The sequence below is a fragment of the Kurthia sp. FSL E2-0154 genome, from assembly GCF_038003625.1.
Classification (GTDB): Bacteria; Bacillota; Bacilli; order Bacillales_A; family Planococcaceae; genus Kurthia; species Kurthia gibsonii.
The window spans coordinates 2,299,254-2,315,806 of sequence record NZ_JBBOPO010000001.1; the positions used below are offsets into that span (position 1 = coordinate 2,299,254).

Sequence of the window (16,553 nt, forward strand, 5' to 3'; positions counted from 1 at the left end):
AAATTTTGGAAAATTGCAACGAATTGTCGTGCTTATTCTTCCTATATTTAAAAATAAAGGTTAAGAACTTATATTTTCCTCAGATTTATGCTAATCTATTTCTATGCCCAATTTTTAAAGTGAGGTGCTAGACATTGGTAGGTCGTAACAATCCATGTCCATGTGGCAGTGGTAAAAAATATAAGAAGTGTCACGGTAAGAATGCGGATGGCAATCTTATGAACTTAGTAAATGATGAATTGAATCGTCTAGAGCGTACATTCATCCAAGAGGTTAATCCTGCTTCAAACTACAAAATGAATCAACGTTATCAACAATTGCTAGGAGAACTTTCTTCTGTTTTCCCTGATTTTTTAATCAATGCAATTAACATTGAAACATCTGTATATATTGAAGAACCAGCGCAATGGCAAGCATTCATTGCAAACCAAAGTGAAACAACAATGCGTCAGCAAGTAAAAGAGATTATCCAAAATTGGCATAATCCTCGTTTCATTTTGGCACACGTTGAATCATATGATGAAAAAGTGATTACACTTTTAGATGAAGTTGATGGCAAGACATATCAAATCCCTGCAACTTCTGAAGGTAACACACCAGGCGAATGGTTGTTCGGTATCGCATTACCAGACCCTCGTCTAGGTGAAAATGGCTTACTTGTGAAGAGTTCTGCTTTATTCATTCCTAAGAATGACGAAGTAACAAAGAACGCTTTATTAGAAAAGCTAAAAGCAGGTATTACAGATTCATACGAACTGTATAAAGTATTCGGTGAAAGCAATTCGCCAATGGTAGAAGAAGAAGCAACGGAAGTTGTAGAAACAGAAGCTGTTGTAGAAGAAGCTCCGAAAAAAGAAGTGGCTGTAGCAGACGAAGAATCATCTGTTCAAACACTTGCTGAAAAATACTTAGCTGAATATAACTTAGAAGCAGCTGCTTTCTTAGAAAAACTTCAACAGTTCTTAGATTCAGAAACAGTGAAGGCGAAGAAACCAGAAACAGTTGCAGCAAGTGCGATTTTAGCTGGACAAGCAACGAACATGATTCCAGAGGGCGGCTTGTCAAAAGTAAAAGATGTTGCTGAATATTATGGTGTTTCTGCTTCATCACTTTCTAAATACCGTAAGCAAATTACAGAGTTTTTAGAAGCTTAATCAAAAAAGAGAGCTCGTTCCGTAAAGGATCGACTCTCTTTTTTTAACGCCATAATTTTACTTTTTGTAAGATAAGACCTGCGCGTTCTCTCGCGCGTGCAGTAAATTCAATTGTTTTCGGTGTAGGAGCAGCTACTACATCTACATTAAAACCAAAATGTTTTGCAATCATTTGTGCGCGTGCTAAGTGGAAGTCATTTGTAATCAGTGTAATTTTTTCTTGATTAAGTGGAATGAATTGAGATGAGAATTTAATATTTTCATAGGTGGAAGTTGATTTCTTTTCTACAATTAAGCGATGCTCTTCAATCCCTTGCTCGATTAAATAGTCACGCATGACAACTGCCTCTGCCTCGTCTTCATCATCGCCTTGACCACCAGAAACAATGAGTTGTACATGTGGATATTGTTTAGCGTATTCTGCTGCTGCATCTAAACGATTTTTTAAGGACTTTGACGGAACTGCACCTGGATTCACTTTTGCACCTAATACGATAGCATAGTTGCTTTTACCATCTGCTTTTGGTTTCGTACCTTTATTCATTATATAATCCGTACCAAGCCAAAAGATTACGCCTGATGCTAGACAGCTCAACAAAGTTATCTTTTTCCAACCCATGAAAATCACTCCTATTCTATAGAATATAGAACGCTCCAATCAATTGTATGTTGCGTAATATAAAAAAAGAGGAATCACTTTCAAATATCGTGATTCCTCATTCTATATTAGGCTTGTTCTACATTATGATACACTTGTTGGACATCTTCTAGTTCTTCTAATGCATCAATCATTTTTTCAAACTGAGCCATCGACGCTTCGTCTAATTGAACCTCTGTTTGTGGAAGCATTGAAATTTCAGCAACTGTGAATTCTTCAATACCTTCTGCTTTTAATGCTTCATCTACACGTGCAAAATCAGTTGGTTCTGCATATACAATCGTTACATCGCCTTCTTCAAAAACATCGCGTACATCAATGTCTGCCATGATGAATACTTCAAGTAATTCATCTGCTGTTTTACCTTCTACACCAAATACAGCTGTTTTGTTGAACATATAATCAACAGAACCTTTAACACCCATGTTCCCACCATTTTTACCGAATGCTGCACGAACGTCTGAAGCTGTACGGTTTACGTTGTTTGTTAAGGCATCAACAATTACCATTGAACCATTTGGACCAAAACCTTCGTAGCGTAGTTCGTCATAAACTTCGTCTACATTTCCTTTTGCCTTATCAATCGCACGATCAATAATATGTTTTGGTACACTATATGTTTTTGCACGCTCTAAAACGATTTTTAAAGCGCCATTTGATACTGGATCTGGTTCGCCTGATTTAGCTGCTACATAGATTTCACGACCAAATTTCGCATTAATTCGACTAGTATCTTTATCTTTTGCGGCTTTCTTTTCCTTAATGTTATTCCACTTACGTCCCATTAAAATTCACTCTCTTTCAAAATTAGAATACCTAAATTGTCGACGGGTGGGCAGTTATACTGTCGCCCGACATGGACGAGCCATTAATTTACTGTAGTATTATACACCAAATTCATTCAATTGCCTATTTATCATTGTTAACAAATAAAGAGCTAATTCACTTCACTCACATGAAATCAATTAACTCTCTTTTTTATGCCTTCATTATTTCATCATATAAACGCTGATTTGCTTCCACACACAATTGATAGGTTTCTTCAAAATCACCCGTGTAATAAGGGTCTGGTACATCTTTTGGTTCGTCTATAACATCTAAGTAGCGCATGATTTTTGCATGGGTCTTCCCGATTATTCGTTTCGTCTGTTCGATATTATTGAGATCCATACAAACAATGTAATCGAATTTTTGCCCATCTTCTTGTACAAGAGGTCTGCTAACCATTCCATCTGTTGAAATAGCGTGTTCTTTTAACTTTTGACGCGTCCCTCGATGTGGAGGCTCTCCTTCATGCCAACCACTTGTACCTGCTGAATCAATCACCCATCCATCCAGCTCACCTTTTTGTTTAACCATCGCTCGAAAAGTAGCTTCAGCCATCGGTGAGCGACAAATATTCCCTAGACAAACAAATAAAATACGATGTTTCATATTCTACAAACTCCTTAATTCCAAGGGAAGAATTTGAATAGTACAACGCCACTAACAGCTGACTTTTTAATAAAGCCATAATCACGACTGTCACTACTATTTTGACGATTATCACCCATTACAAAGTAAGAGTTGTCAGGTACTTTCTCATCACCTGTTACATCCTTCATCGTAAAATCTTCTGTAAAGTTTAATCCATCTGCTTGATATTCCTTTACATGATCTTGTTCATAGTCTTCTTTGTATTTTTTACCGTTAATAAATAATTCATCGTTTTTAAATTCGATATTATCTCCTGGTAAACCGATTACGCGCTTGATATAGTAATCATCTTCCACTGGCGACTTAAATACAATGACATCAAAACGCTTAATTTTACTTACCTTACTAATAATTACACGATCATTATCATGATATGTGTTCTCCATTGATTCACCTTTTACCGTTACAGGTGCAAATAAGAAATAACGTACACCCACTGCAATTAAAATCGCAATTAGAATTGGCCAAACCCATGACATAACCTCTTTACCCTTACTCGTCTTCTTCTTTTCCTGTTCCATTTCATCACCTTAATTCTGTTATTTCGTTCTTCTAATTATGACATTTTCTCACATTCATAATCAATATATACCCCTATTTCCTATAAAAAAGACTATTCAAACGATGAATTTGTTCCGCTTGAATAGTCATGAGTTTATTATTTTAATTCTTCTAAGTGTTGTGCTGTAATGCCAAGCACTGTATAAACCTTTTGTAATGTCGTTTCACGCACCTTTGTATCGCCACGCTCAATTCGACTTACTGTTTTTTGTGTAACATTTGCACGCTCAGCAAGCTGTGACTGTGTTAGTCCTACTGTCATACGTTTTTTGAAAATAATTTGGCTTCTTTTCTCAGCCATTTTCTCTAATGCCGTTTTTTCAACCACTACATTATTTTCTTGTTCATATAACTCTACTGATACCATTACACTACACCCCTATTTTGTTTTATTTGTTGTCATTTCTCCATTCCATATGTTTCGCTCGACTCATTTGAAATCCCTTGTATTCAAATATCCCTTGCTGTCTTGTCTAATGTTGTCTTGCAATTGTGTCAGTAACTCCCCAAGTTGCTACTCTAACAGTTGCGTATATGCTTCTCTGCCTTCTTTTCCTTTTGCATTGACATAAATAGGTTCACCATAAATGATGTAACCCTTCTTTTTAGAAAATACTTCTTTTGGTGTGTTCGGTCCTATGTATGCAGCTGGAATAATTGGCGCTTTGCTTAGCTGTGCAATCGTAATTGCACCTTGTTTCAAATTAGAAGCCTCTGCATTTCGTGTTCCACTTGGAAAAATCCCAACAATCTCACCATCTTTAATTAGTTTCATTGGGACTTTTACGACACTTGGCCCTGGATTATCACGATCTACAGGAAAAGCATGCATTTTTGTAATGAACCATCCTAATGCTTTTTGATCGAACAGTTGCTTTTTTGCCATAAAATGAATGGGTTTTGGGTAGATAGAAATTCCAAGATTCAACATATCAATCCAGCCACTATGTGTACATGCAAGCACATAACCACCATCAGTTGGTAAATTATTTCTACCGTACACCTTCACCTTATTGAATATACCTAAAAACCATCGAACTAAAAATCCTACAACGCGATACATAATACTCTCCTTCATACTTAAACAATCTAATCGTTTATTATTAAAAAATTTATATCTTTTTACTAGTATAAACAATTCTAAATATAAAGTGCGAATGTATTAGTGAATCTGTTATCTATTTCCCCTTAATTCCATTGTAAAATAAAATGGAAAAAATGTGTACTGAATGTACAAAAAAATTTAAAATTATTATTCAATTCAAAATATTTATGACACATTTTCAATAAATATTAATAAAAGTTGTTATATCAATGATTATGCAGGTTATGAAAATGTTAACAACATTCACTTTTTTGTAAGAAATGCTTATTTTGTCTTTCTGGAGTGGAATACCTTGGGTTTTTCATTACTATCTATTTAACTCCCTACTATTTACAACATAAATTTTTACCAAAATGAATACAAGTATTTTGCTATTTTTTACAATAGAAGGGTAACCATATACACTACGGTTACCCTTCTCTCTCCATATTATGCATAAAGTAAAATGAATTTTAAGTCTTTATTTTTTTCTAACTTTCATCTGTTTGACTAAAAATCCACCACTTAAATTACTTGGCTCGTAAGAAATGATGAATGCTTTCGGCCACATTTCTAAAACGGTATTTCGTAATTTTTTTTCATTTTTACGTTTCGCAATAACCGTCATACAAATTTTCTGACCATCTTTTCCATCTGCTAACCAAGACGTAACCCCATAACCTTTTGAGCGTAATTCATGGACAATTTCAGCATCTTCTAAATTGATAATAATCTCAAACAAAATATAACCTAGCGCTAGTTTACCTTCGATTAAACTACCAATGTAAACACCTAATCCCCAACCTAGACAGTATGCAGCCATATTCCAAGGATTATCTAAATTATCAAGCACCATTGTCAAACCCATTAAGTAAATAAAGACTTCTAAAACAGATAAAATAGAGGCTGCTTTTGGATACCCTTTAATAACGAGAATCAGGCGCAATGTTGTCATGGTCATATAAGCTACGTTAATCACAATAATGAGAATAATCGTATCGAGCATAATAAGCCCTCCTAACCAATATACGAATTGTTTTAACTGATTCCCTTAATTTCCCTTAGAAAACATATCACAATTTAGTGCGCTTTTGTTCTTGAATACGGTCTAATTTTTTTAACGTGTTGTATAAAATCAGTACACCGACAAGATTACAAATTGTACCTAGACTAAATATAGTCCAAAATACTGTAGCTTCTAAATTGCGCGTAAAAGCAAATGTAATACTTAAAGAGCCTATGACGACAAGTGAAATAATCCATACAAATTGTTTAAACATGGATCACACTCCTTTATGCTGTTAGTTTTCTATAAGATGCATTTCAATTTTTCGACTCGTCCGACTTCTTTTCTTTGTTAACAATGCCTTTGCAGATTTCCGAAATTCGACATATTCACCGAATTGTATATATTCTACCCGAAAACCAGCTTCTAACCAAGCAGCAGACTGCACGTATGTACCACTTCTTGTATTTCCCCACCATGCTTGATACTTATATGCAGACTGTGGAAGCGAGGTTTGTAGGATTTCTTCAATTTTTTTAAAACTTAAAATCACTTGTTCCTTTTCTTGTTGTTGTAAAAATTCATGGAGTGGAAAATATTTTCCGTTTCCTTTCATTCTATAACGTCCTTTCTATATTACGGTTCGATTTTATAATTCTAACATAAAATGAAAAGAATATTCTAAAAATTCTAAATTAATGGAAAAGAAACGTTTTACTTACAGAAAAAGGACTTCAAGTGAATGAAGTCCTACTTACACATTTATTTTTTCTTCTTTTTCTCTTTTTCTTGTTCTTCTTTTAAGAACATATTATAGAGTGGCTGTAATGACTTTGCATCTAAGTCGATATCACGTTCATATGCATATTTTACAGCATAACCGAGTGAAATCGTCATCGTTGCTGCAACCGAACCTGCTGCAACTGAACCTGCTCCTGGAATCAGCTTCACAACCTGGCGGAAGATCGTTCGTCCCACACTTCCGACAACGGTCGCAATAATCATCTCTTTTGCGCGATCTTTTGTAATCGGCTTATTATATAATTTGGCTAATTTAATCATCATCGCTACTTGTAATGCTGTTAAAGGTCCAAAGTCTGCTCCTGGTAGAGGAATTGCACCGATTGCAGCAGCAGAAGCCCCAGAAGCTAAAATCCACTTTTTCGCAGTAGATGACTTATCTGCCATGTGTGTTGCCATCAGTACGTCCTTTTTTCCTTTTTCTAAAATACGCAAAATTTGGTTTTGTAACATCGACATGTTCTCACCTGTACGTGAAGAAATCGGAACGACTGGATAGTTATAAGCCGTATTGTCTTGAATATATTTGACCAAATCGCCTACATCTTCAGCAGCATCAATCTTATTTAAGACAATTAAAATATCTTGATTCACTTCTCGAATTTGTTTTAACGTTTGTAGTTCATAATCTGACAGTACTGTTCCAGCAGCATTTAAAAAGAATAAAACAACATCTGCTTCTTTGAAAAACTTCAATGTTTGTTGTGAATTTTCACTGTTTACATCTTGTAACCCAGGTGTATCCACAAAAACAATTTTGTCATGCAGTGCATATTTTTCAATCGACACCGTCTCACCTGGTTTTGCACCTACACGCGCTACTTCCCCATCCATTAGACGATTAATTGTTGAAGATTTTCCTGCATTAACATCACCAATCATCGCAATTAAAATCTCTTGATCCAATTGTTTATTAATTTCGGCTGACTGCTCCGCAAAAATTTTATCAAATTGCTCATCTGAAAAAGGTTGTTTCTCCATGTATTGCTCACTCCTTTTATAATGCCGAACTATGTGACTGACTAGTTCTTATAAATTAAATACCCGCATACTCGGCTAATTCACGCTCATATTTATTTAATGACGAAGCTGAAACATCAAAATATTCTGCAATCGCTTTTACCGTTGTATCGATTTTTTCGAAATATCCATGGTCATTACCGAAACGAATCGCGCCAGCTGCAATGGCGACTGGTTTACGCGCTTTTGGTTGTTTTTCAACAACAAAGTCTTGCGTCAATTGTAGAATGCGCTCTGCGTCGCGTCCCTGTTCTTCTAAGTATGCCATAATGCGATCGAAAACTTCTGTTTCAAAATCTGTAAATTCATTACCTTCAAAACCATTCTCAACAAGTTTCTTCCATAATTCCATAGAATCGTTCATTGTTTTTTCTTTAAAGAACTGTTCAAAAATTGCTGTATAATCGACTGGGAAGAAAATCATACTCGAAATCGCTAAATGATGTTGTTCATCAATTGGCAGTATGAAGCAAAATACATGAACATTCTCTGGAATAGGACGTTCACCTTCGCGTCTTAGTTCCACGAATGCCTTCGTATCACTATGTTCTACAATCATATAGTCGTCTTTTACTTCTTTAATTTTTCCGATTAATAAAGATGGGTGTGACCAATTCTCTAAGCGTTCTTTTAAGGCTGGACGAATCGTATCTTTTAATACTCTTTCTAAATAGCCTGTCCAAATATCTAAGCGTTCTTCAAAGAAGAAATAATCAATGGCAATCGCTTCTACTAATTCGATATCGAGTTTGTCACCTAGCGCTTCATTCCACTTTGCGCCTACCGCATGATATGCTTCAAAATCTTGTTTTTTTGGATATAACTCATAGAAATTTTGAAGTACACGCTCCATTTCTTCGTCTACAACAACGTCTACTGTTACTGCCTCTTTATTCGCACAACACTTTTTATATTTTTTTCCACTACCACATGGGCATGGGTCATTACGTCCAATCATTTTTCCTACTCCTTTTAAAAAAACTTTTACTGTAACACTATAACACCTTTAGAAACATTCCGCTAAACAGTGAAATTCACCTTAAAGTATGCTATTTTTTTAATATGAAAAAATATATTCCGTTACTTTTATTAATCGTTATTATTTTCATTTCATCTAGTCAAAGTTATGAGCAACAATCTATCGTACCAACCTTGCAACAACTCTTACCAAATCAACCGTTCTACAACTTCTTATCACTATTTAAAATTCCCTATTGGGGAATTACAGTGTCTGTTGAAGAACGTGGTTACTATTACTTCATTGAATTTTTAGTACGAAAAGCTGCACATATGTTATCTTTCGGTGCGATGGCAATCGCCATCTATATCGCGTTATTCCCAAGAAAATATCGCTATGTATATGCGCTTATCATCACATTCATCCTCGCCTTAGCAGATGAATTCCATCAGTACTTTACAGATGGTCGCACAGCTACCATGTCAGATGTGTGGTTAGATACATTCGGTGGATTTTTACTACTGACATTATTTGTTCTTATTCTAGCGTTGATTCGTAAATGGAAATCAAAACGATAAAACACATCCTTTCGTATATGGAAGGATGTGTTTTATCGTTTAGAGTAGAAGTGTCATCAAATATTCATCATAATACTCTTGTCCTTTTTTCATAGACTTCTTTTCAATGCCTACTACTTCAAAACCTAATTTTTTATAGAGTGAAAATGCTGGTTCATTCGTTGTCACAACACTTAAATTCAATTTCTCAATATCAGGATCTTCTTTAGAATCATCAATGATTTTTTGAATTAACGCGACACCTGCACCTGTACCTCGTGCTTTTCCTGACACATACACTGCGCCAATTTGCGCACGATGCGACATTTTAATCATTTTCTCTTTTTGCAATGTAGCTGCACCAACTAACTCCCCATCTAAAAAAGCACCATAAAACTGCTCGGCATTCGAGCGTGTCACTTCACGTACGAGGTCAATTGGATTTTCAATTGCTACTGCTTCCTCATAAGACATCGCAAAAGCTTCTGGGACTTCTTGTAATGCTTCTTTTCGAAGCGCCCAGTAAGCATGTGCATCATCCTCTACTAATTTGCGTATTTCTAGCATGATTTTAGCTCCTTTAGCGATTTAAATATCGCAAAGTTTTCGACAGATTACCTTCCATCCTTTACCCATAGCTAAACCATTCTAAAACACTTTCTTTTATAAAGAACCCACCAAGATTTCGACATCAATTGTAATTTCATCTAGCTGTAAGTCTTCGATTTTCTTCTCTTGATGCCAGCCCATCGGTGTCATATGTGCAAGTAATGGGACAAGTTCTGTGGATATCTTTTTTGTCGTTGTCACGCGGAAGATATCCACATGTGGAAAACTCTCTTTAAATCGTTCAACTGTTTGACTGTTCGAGTAATCTTCTTTATCGGATGTCGCGTAGAATTGTTTTCGTAACTCTTTTAAATAGCCGCTCTGTGGAACGACTTTAATCACTTTGCCATTCGGCTGTAATAAACGCTTAAATTCCTCATAATTCGCAGGCGATAAAATATTTAAAATGACGTCGAATTTCTTCGATGCATAGGGGCTTTTCGCTAAATCTCCTACAACCCATAAAATATCGATATAGTTCTTCGCAGCCGCCACGATTCCTTCTTTTGAAAGGTCAATCCCTGTCGCAATCATTTCGTGTTCACATTGTTCTTTTAGTTTATAAAGATGCGTTCCTTCACCACAACCTGTATCTAATACCGTCATCACTTCAGGTAAGTTCGTCAGCTGTTGTAAAATCACATCATATACATCCGCATATAACATGGCATCGAGCACTTGTTTACGCGCTTCAAATAACTTTTGATCATACATCGATTGAACAGGATGTGTTAGTAAATTAATATAACCTTGTTTTGCTAAATCAAAGCTATGACCATTTTTACATACAAGTGTTTTTTCCTCTTGCATGTGAAATGCTTGCTCACAATGTGGGCAGCGAAATAGCTGTGCATTCTTTTGAAGCCACTGTGCGCTCATTTGTTTTTTAGATAACATCTTTCACATTCCCTTCAAAAAAAGAAGCAGAAAACGCGTATTCGTCTTCCGCAACTTTTGTTATTTTATAAGATATTCAATGATTAAACCAATTGATAATAAGAAACCAAAGAATGTATTTGTTAAAGCAGTTGATTTCATCGCCAAACCTTGTTTCATCGGGATGCCTTCGCCTTCTTTAAAGTTCTTAATTGCTGCAATTGGTTTTGGCATACTAATGAAGACGAATAGTAACCATGGACTAACGACACCGAATATGACTAAACCGACAATCCACGCATACGATACGATGAACGAAATCGCCAGCAACTGAATCGCTTTTTCGCGTCCTAGTAGAATCGCAAGTGTTTTACGGCCACCAATTGTATCTTCTTTAATATCACGAATATTATTCGACATATTAATACCACCAACTAAAATACCGAGTGGTACAGATACTAAAAAGCTTGTCATACTTACATCACCTGTTTGGATGAAGTAAGCAATTAAGATAAAGCCAATTCCCATACTCAGTCCTGCAAAAAGTTCACCAAACGGTGTGTAAGCAATCGGCATTGGACCACCTGTGTATAAATAGCCGATTAACATACCAATAATCCCAATAACTACAAGCCACCAACTTGAATTCATACAAATATAGATTCCAATTAATATGGATAGACCGTATAAGATTAAGGCGAATGCCAATACAGAAGACGGTTTTGTACCATGTCGTACAAGCGCACCACCAATCCCTACTGAATCAGCAGTGTCTAAACCTCTTTTAAAATCATAATATTCATTGAATAAATTCGTCGCAATTTGTAAAAACAAACCGCAGACAAGCATTGCCGTAAATAAAAGCCAATTGATTGGACCATCATTAAGCGCGAGCATTGTCCCTAAAATAACAGGCGCAAAAGTTGCTGTTAATGTATGTGGACGTGTTAATTGCCACATTAATTTTAGCGTACTAATATCTTCAATCGGCTGATTTGTTTGTTTCGCCATGTTTTACTTCCTTTCGTACTTTCTATAACTCTATTATTCTACATGATTTTTCGTTTGATTGCTAAAGTTGAATTTCAATAAAAAGTTTGGTACAGTAAAGGCAACTAAAGCGTACAGAAGGATTTCTAGGGTTCCGTAAACAAATTTGTTTAGACTGGTCCGAGAGAAATCCCGCATCAATTTGATGTGCCACGGAAGGACAAAAGCCTGGGAGTTTCACTGCAAGATGCAGTCAAGCTCTCAGGTTTTTTTATGTACATAGAAGGAGGAATTTATAATGAAGCACTGGGCAGTTGTTGTTTTTGCTGCTGTACTCGAAACTTGCTGGGTTATTGGTTTAAAACACGCAGATACTTGGTGGGAATGGTTACTTACCATTGCCGCACTCGTTTACACATTCAAATTATTATTAAATGCAGGTGATCACCTACCTGTCGGAACAGTTTATGCTGTCTTTGTCGGATTAGGTACAGCTGGAACCGTACTAAGCGATATCGTTCTTTTTGATGCACCAATCGAATTTATGAAAATCGCATTAATCGGTGTATTACTAATCGGTGTGATCGGACTCAAAATGGTAACACCCGATCGTACAGAAGGAGGTCAATCATAATGGCTTGGATTGCGCTTATTTTAGCAGGTTTTTGTGAAATTTTTGGTGTTGCCATGATGAACCGCTGGCAACTTTATCGTAATTGGCAAACCATTGTAGCACTGATTATTGGTTTTGGTATTAGTTTAGCCTTACTCTCTTACGCAATGGAAACAATTCCTATGGGAACTGCCTACGCTGTTTGGACGGGTATTGGCGCTGCTGGTGGTGCACTTGTCGGTATGATTTTCTTCAAAGAATCGAAAGACTGGCGTCGCATTGTATTTATTACACTCATTTTAGCTGCTGCTATCGGTTTAAAATTATTTTCTTAGCGTTTATAATGAGAACACTTATGAAGTTTGAAGGGGTGCTTTAACATGAAGATTTTTAAAATTACAGATGTAGCAGATTTAGAAAAAGCATTCTCAATCCGAAAAGAAGTATTTGTAGAAGAACAACATGTACCGATTGAAGAAGAGATTGATGCCTATGACACATTAGACGGTGAATGTGAACATGTTCTATTAACAAAAGACGGTCAAGCTGTTGGTACAGGTCGCGTTCGCTTAGTCGATAACTATGGAAAAATCCAACGTGTTGCCATTCGACTAACAAAGCGTAAACACGGCTATGGTAAGGTCATCATTCAAAAATTAGAAGAACTTGCAGCAGCACGTGGTGCAACTAAAGCAAAATTAGATGCACAAGTTCATGCTATTGGTTTTTACGAAAAGTTAGGCTACACTGTTCAATCTGACGTATTTATGGATGCTGGAATTGAGCATGTACTCATGACAAAATCGCTACATTAAAAAGAAGTCGTTTCTATTTAGGAAGCGACTTCTTTTGTTATATTTTCTTTTTTCGGTGGTTTTATCACTGTATAAATAATCCCTCCAAAGATGAACAGCATACCAAGAATCTGCGCCATCGTTGGTCGGAAATCTAAAATCCAAATATCGAGTAAAATAGCGACTAATGGATCGACAAATACAAGTGCAGATACGAGTAATGTGGATAAGTTACGAATACTATTAAAGAATAAGTAATATACAAAACCTGTATGAATAAAGCCCGTTCCTAAAATATACAACCAGTTACTCGTCGTTAACCCATGAAATACATCAAACTGCACCATTGGGAATAAGATGACAATCCCAACCATCGTTTGAACAAATGTTAATGCATATGTAGATAGATGCTTCACTCCCCGTCCCACAAACATTGTCATCGCATAGCAAATAGCTGATAACATCGCATAGATGAAGCCCTCATTCCATAGTAAATGAAGCGAATCAACTTGTTGTACCCCTACGATTAAAATACTACCTAAAAAGCATACGACAATGGCTAAAATTGCTGGAATCGTTAGACGCTCTTTTAAAAAGATTCCTCCCAAAATTAACACAAAAATTGGCGCTAAATTATAAATCGAAATTGCGAGCGAGATCTCCATTTCATTGAATGCTTTAAATAAAAACACCCAGTTAAATACGAGAAACACACCGCAAATTATCGTTTGAATAACTTCTTTTCGTGACCACTGCTCTGTTTTATAACTCTTCGTTATAAGCCATAAACCACCTAAAAACAATGTCGCACAAATACACCTCACAAATACCAATTCTTCTGCTGGAATACCTGTTTGAATCGTAAAAAAACCAACCGAACCGAAAATTGCCATCGAGATTGTTAGCTGAATGGCTGCTTGCATATTCATGTTGTCTCCTTCTCTCTTTTAAGGAATATTCTTACTATTATACCATGAAAAAAGAGTAAAAAGCAGAATGCCTTTTACTCTTTAGATAATTGGAACCCACAACTCAACGGATTCCTCACCTGTTTCCTTATTATATGCATATTGCTCTAAAATCGGTGCCTTTCGAAAACGAAAATAATCCGCTTGACGAATGCGATGAAAGAAAACAAAAGCATCATACTTTTCATTTGTACTCGTCGCAATCACATAACGCCCTGACGAGATGACAACATCTTCTGCATTCTCGAGTGGAATCGTTGAAGCACCTACAATTCCTGCATAATAAGCTGCGACGCTTAATTCCTCATGTTCTTTGGGAAAGAATACACCATACGTCACTCTCGGTACACGATGTTGTATTTTTAAAGCTTGGTTTAACTTCTTTCGTATCTCCATAATCGATGCTTGCGTTACCACATTCGTACGAAAACCGCGAATTCTAAACCCTACCTGTTCCTCTATCCGTACATACATAACGTCTACTCCCTTGGCCTTAAACTATCCATTTAAAACAATTCGTTTCCCTTTTTAACCATTTTAAAACATTATTTCTTTAAACGGAACGGAACGGTAATTAAAATAACATTTCTCTTATAAAGTAAATAGGTACGAATTAATAAACTTGATTGATTATGCAACATATTATGCCAGCCTTTTTTTACAATGAATTGTGGCACAATAACAGAAACATAATAATTTTTTTCACGTGCTTTTTTCTCCACTTTATCAATAAATTTTGTCAGCGGATTCACTAAACTACGATATGGTGAATACAGTGTAACTAAACGAATGTCTGGTTGCCACTTCTTCCATTTCGCTTCAAATGCCTTTAAATCTTCCTTATCGAAAGAAACATACACTGCTACAATCATATCGGGATTCAATGTTTTTGCATAGTTTAATGAATTACGCACCATCTTTGTAATGCCTGAAACCGGAATAATCATGACGTTCCCGTTCATCTCTGGTAACACTTCATCTGTTAACTTCAGTTGTGGACCAATACTATCATAGTGCGATTTTATACGATGGAAGATGATGACCATAGCCGGAACAAAAATGAGAATCGGCCATACATATCCGAATTTAGTAACAAAGAAAATGGCTGCGACAGTAAATGAGATAATCGCTCCCACTGTATTGATTGTCAGTTTCCCTTGCCAGCCTTTTGGACGTTCTCGTAACCATTTTCGCATCATACCTGCCTGTGCTAATGTAAATGGAATGAATACACCTGTCGCATAGAGTGGAATAAGACTCTCTGTTTTACCCCCGAATAAAATAATTAAGACAATCGCGCCAATCCCTAGTAAGACAATCCCGTTGGAATAACCTAAACGGTCACCACGTACTTGGAACATGCGTGGGATATAGCCATCTTTTGAAAGATTAACAGCGAGTAATGGAAAAGCTGAGAAACCTGTATTAGCAGCCAATATCAAAATTAACGCTGTCATTCCTTGAATAATGAAGTAGAAAATCCCTCTACCTACACTTTCCTGTGCAATTTGAGATACAACTGTCTGATGTCCATTCGGAGTTACACCGTAATAGTACGCTAGAAACACAATTCCTGAAAAAAGAAGAGCGAGTAAACCACCCATTGCTAACAATGTTTTTGTCGCATTGACAGGCTCAGGCTTTTTAAAATTAGGAATCGCATTAGAGATTGCTTCAACACCTGTTAAAGCCGAACTACCAGAAGCAAAAGCTTTTAGTAATAAAAAAAGTGTAACCCCAGCAACTGGTGTTCCAATTGCTGTATGATTCGTTGTCGGTACTTCACCATTTAGAATACGATAAATACCTACACCAATTAAAATGAATAAAGATAAAACAAACAGATACACTGGATAAGCTAAAATCGTCGCTGATTCCGTTACACCTCGTAAATTTAAAATCGTTAAGATGATGACGAATACTACTGCCATCTCGACATTATAATTATGAAGCGCTGGAAAAGCTGATGTAATTGCATCTGCTCCTGCTGAAACACTTACTGCAACGGTTAAAATATAATCAACAAGTAAGGCGCCACCTGCGACTAAACCTGCATTCTTCCCTATATTTTCTTTTGAGACGACATATGCGCCACCACCATGTGGATAAGCATGAATCACTTGTCTGTATGAAAAAATCAGTGCGACCAATAAAACAATTACACCGACAGCGATTGGAATGGAGTACCAAAATGCAGCTGCACCAACAGCCATTAATACGATGAGAATTTGCTCTGGTCCATACGCGACAGACGACAATGCATCTGAAGATAAAATCGCAAGTGCCTTTGTTTTACTTAATCTTTGATCCATCAACTCAGTTGACTTTAATGGGCGACCAATCACATATCTTTTCCATAAACCCATTTTTTACACTTCTCCTTCATATGTTTCAAACTCCATGATTCGCTAAAAAGAATATAAAAAAG

22 protein-coding genes and 1 riboswitch are annotated in these 16,553 nt (G+C 36.3%); of the genes, 5 read left to right on the forward strand and 17 right to left on the reverse strand.

Annotated features, from left to right (window positions below; genetic code table 11):
* The first annotated feature begins 134 nt into the window (after positions 1-134).
* Positions 135-1,154 (forward strand): YecA family protein, encoded by a 1,020-nt coding sequence (locus tag MHB75_RS11355; RefSeq protein ID WP_340997789.1) that lies wholly within the window; start codon positions 135-137, stop codon positions 1,152-1,154.
* A gap of 43 nt (positions 1,155-1,197) precedes the next feature.
* Here the strand turns inward: MHB75_RS11355 and MHB75_RS11360 are convergent, their stop codons facing one another.
* The 11 genes from MHB75_RS11360 to MHB75_RS11410 all read right to left on the reverse strand — a co-directional run bounded on the left by MHB75_RS11360 (position 1,198) and on the right by MHB75_RS11410 (position 8,718).
* Positions 1,198-1,773 (reverse strand): YdcF family protein, encoded by a 576-nt coding sequence (locus MHB75_RS11360; protein ID WP_340997791.1) that lies wholly within the window; start codon positions 1,771-1,773, stop codon positions 1,198-1,200.
* Between the two features lie 107 nt (positions 1,774-1,880).
* Positions 1,881-2,597 carry a YebC/PmpR family DNA-binding transcriptional regulator gene (locus tag MHB75_RS11365; protein WP_068450444.1) on the reverse strand — a complete coding sequence of 239 codons (717 nt, stop codon included), beginning with the start codon at positions 2,595-2,597 and terminating at the stop codon, positions 1,881-1,883.
* A 193-nt stretch (positions 2,598-2,790) separates the two neighbouring features.
* On the reverse strand, positions 2,791-3,246 hold the full coding sequence (locus MHB75_RS11370; RefSeq protein ID WP_340997792.1) for a low molecular weight protein-tyrosine-phosphatase: 456 nt from the start codon (positions 3,244-3,246) through the stop codon (positions 2,791-2,793).
* 14 nt (positions 3,247-3,260) lie between these two features.
* A complete protein-coding gene (lepB, locus tag MHB75_RS11375) occupies positions 3,261-3,809 on the reverse strand; it encodes a signal peptidase I (RefSeq protein ID WP_340997794.1) in 549 nt (182 codons plus the stop codon).
* Positions 3,810-3,946: 137 nt separating this feature from the next.
* Positions 3,947-4,216, reverse strand: a complete 270-nt coding sequence (locus MHB75_RS11380; protein ID WP_340997796.1) for a helix-turn-helix transcriptional regulator — start codon at positions 4,214-4,216, stop codon at positions 3,947-3,949.
* Positions 4,217-4,363: 147 nt separating this feature from the next.
* A complete protein-coding gene (locus MHB75_RS11385; protein ID WP_141274146.1) occupies positions 4,364-4,912 on the reverse strand; it encodes a lysophospholipid acyltransferase family protein in 549 nt (182 codons plus the stop codon).
* Positions 4,913-5,414: 502 nt separating this feature from the next.
* Positions 5,415-5,939, reverse strand: a complete 525-nt coding sequence (locus tag MHB75_RS11390) for a DUF2179 domain-containing protein (protein ID WP_068450434.1) — start codon at positions 5,937-5,939, stop codon at positions 5,415-5,417.
* 67 nt (positions 5,940-6,006) lie between these two features.
* The gene (locus MHB75_RS11395; protein ID WP_340997798.1) at positions 6,007-6,213 is read right to left on the reverse strand and encodes a hypothetical protein; all 207 of its coding nucleotides are present in this window, start codon (positions 6,211-6,213) and stop codon (positions 6,007-6,009) included.
* Positions 6,214-6,234: 21 nt separating this feature from the next.
* A complete protein-coding gene (locus MHB75_RS11400; protein ID WP_141274148.1) occupies positions 6,235-6,555 on the reverse strand; it encodes a DUF7662 domain-containing protein in 321 nt (106 codons plus the stop codon).
* A 146-nt stretch (positions 6,556-6,701) separates the two neighbouring features.
* On the reverse strand, positions 6,702-7,721 hold the full coding sequence (locus MHB75_RS11405) for a YcjF family protein (RefSeq protein WP_340997799.1): 1,020 nt from the start codon (positions 7,719-7,721) through the stop codon (positions 6,702-6,704).
* A gap of 55 nt (positions 7,722-7,776) precedes the next feature.
* Positions 7,777-8,718: a YecA family protein gene (locus MHB75_RS11410; RefSeq protein WP_340997801.1), complete on the reverse strand. Its 942-nt coding sequence runs from the start codon at positions 8,716-8,718 to the stop codon at positions 7,777-7,779.
* A gap of 104 nt (positions 8,719-8,822) precedes the next feature.
* Between MHB75_RS11410 and MHB75_RS11415 the strand changes: the two genes are divergently transcribed.
* Positions 8,823-9,296 carry a VanZ family protein gene (locus MHB75_RS11415; protein ID WP_068450421.1) on the forward strand — a complete coding sequence of 158 codons (474 nt, stop codon included), beginning with the start codon at positions 8,823-8,825 and terminating at the stop codon, positions 9,294-9,296.
* Between the two features lie 39 nt (positions 9,297-9,335).
* On the opposite strand, the gene MHB75_RS11420 is transcribed toward MHB75_RS11415, so the two are convergent.
* The 3 genes from MHB75_RS11420 to MHB75_RS11430 all read right to left on the reverse strand — a co-directional run bounded on the left by MHB75_RS11420 (position 9,336) and on the right by MHB75_RS11430 (position 11,771).
* Positions 9,336-9,842, reverse strand: coding sequence for a GNAT family N-acetyltransferase (locus tag MHB75_RS11420; RefSeq protein ID WP_340997803.1), 507 nt, complete (start codon positions 9,840-9,842; stop codon positions 9,336-9,338).
* Between the two features lie 96 nt (positions 9,843-9,938).
* The gene (locus tag MHB75_RS11425) at positions 9,939-10,781 is read right to left on the reverse strand and encodes a putative RNA methyltransferase (RefSeq protein WP_340997804.1); all 843 of its coding nucleotides are present in this window, start codon (positions 10,779-10,781) and stop codon (positions 9,939-9,941) included.
* 60 nt (positions 10,782-10,841) lie between these two features.
* Positions 10,842-11,771: a 1,4-dihydroxy-2-naphthoate polyprenyltransferase gene (locus MHB75_RS11430; RefSeq protein ID WP_340997806.1), complete on the reverse strand. Its 930-nt coding sequence runs from the start codon at positions 11,769-11,771 to the stop codon at positions 10,842-10,844.
* Positions 11,772-11,885: 114 nt separating this feature from the next.
* Positions 11,886-11,987: riboswitch (guanidine-I (ykkC/yxkD leader) on the forward strand.
* Positions 11,988-12,045: 58 nt separating this feature from the next.
* On the opposite strand from MHB75_RS11430, the gene MHB75_RS11435 reads away from it, so the two are divergent.
* Genes MHB75_RS11435 through MHB75_RS11445 form a run of 3 tightly spaced genes read left to right on the forward strand, consistent with a single transcriptional unit; the run spans position 12,046 to position 13,178 of the window.
* The gene (locus MHB75_RS11435; protein ID WP_304364146.1) at positions 12,046-12,384 is read left to right on the forward strand and encodes a DMT family transporter; all 339 of its coding nucleotides are present in this window, start codon (positions 12,046-12,048) and stop codon (positions 12,382-12,384) included.
* Positions 12,384-12,698 carry a DMT family transporter gene (locus tag MHB75_RS11440; RefSeq protein ID WP_068450411.1) on the forward strand — a complete coding sequence of 105 codons (315 nt, stop codon included), beginning with the start codon at positions 12,384-12,386 and terminating at the stop codon, positions 12,696-12,698. The genes MHB75_RS11435 and MHB75_RS11440 overlap by 1 nt, the downstream gene beginning before the upstream one ends.
* A 45-nt stretch (positions 12,699-12,743) precedes the next feature.
* Entirely contained in the window at positions 12,744-13,178 is a 435-nt protein-coding gene (locus MHB75_RS11445) for a GNAT family N-acetyltransferase (RefSeq protein WP_340997808.1), read from the forward strand.
* A gap of 17 nt (positions 13,179-13,195) precedes the next feature.
* Here MHB75_RS11445 and MHB75_RS11450 read toward each other — a convergent pair whose 3' ends face one another.
* The 3 genes from MHB75_RS11450 to MHB75_RS11460 form a co-directional block, all read right to left on the reverse strand.
* The gene (locus MHB75_RS11450) at positions 13,196-14,086 is read right to left on the reverse strand and encodes a DMT family transporter (protein WP_340997810.1); all 891 of its coding nucleotides are present in this window, start codon (positions 14,084-14,086) and stop codon (positions 13,196-13,198) included.
* 81 nt (positions 14,087-14,167) lie between these two features.
* Positions 14,168-14,599, reverse strand: coding sequence for a hypothetical protein (locus MHB75_RS11455; protein WP_340997812.1), 432 nt, complete (start codon positions 14,597-14,599; stop codon positions 14,168-14,170).
* 71 nt (positions 14,600-14,670) lie between these two features.
* Positions 14,671-16,491, reverse strand: a complete 1,821-nt coding sequence (locus tag MHB75_RS11460) for an APC family permease (protein WP_087681068.1) — start codon at positions 16,489-16,491, stop codon at positions 14,671-14,673.
* Positions 16,492-16,553 lie beyond the last annotated feature (62 nt).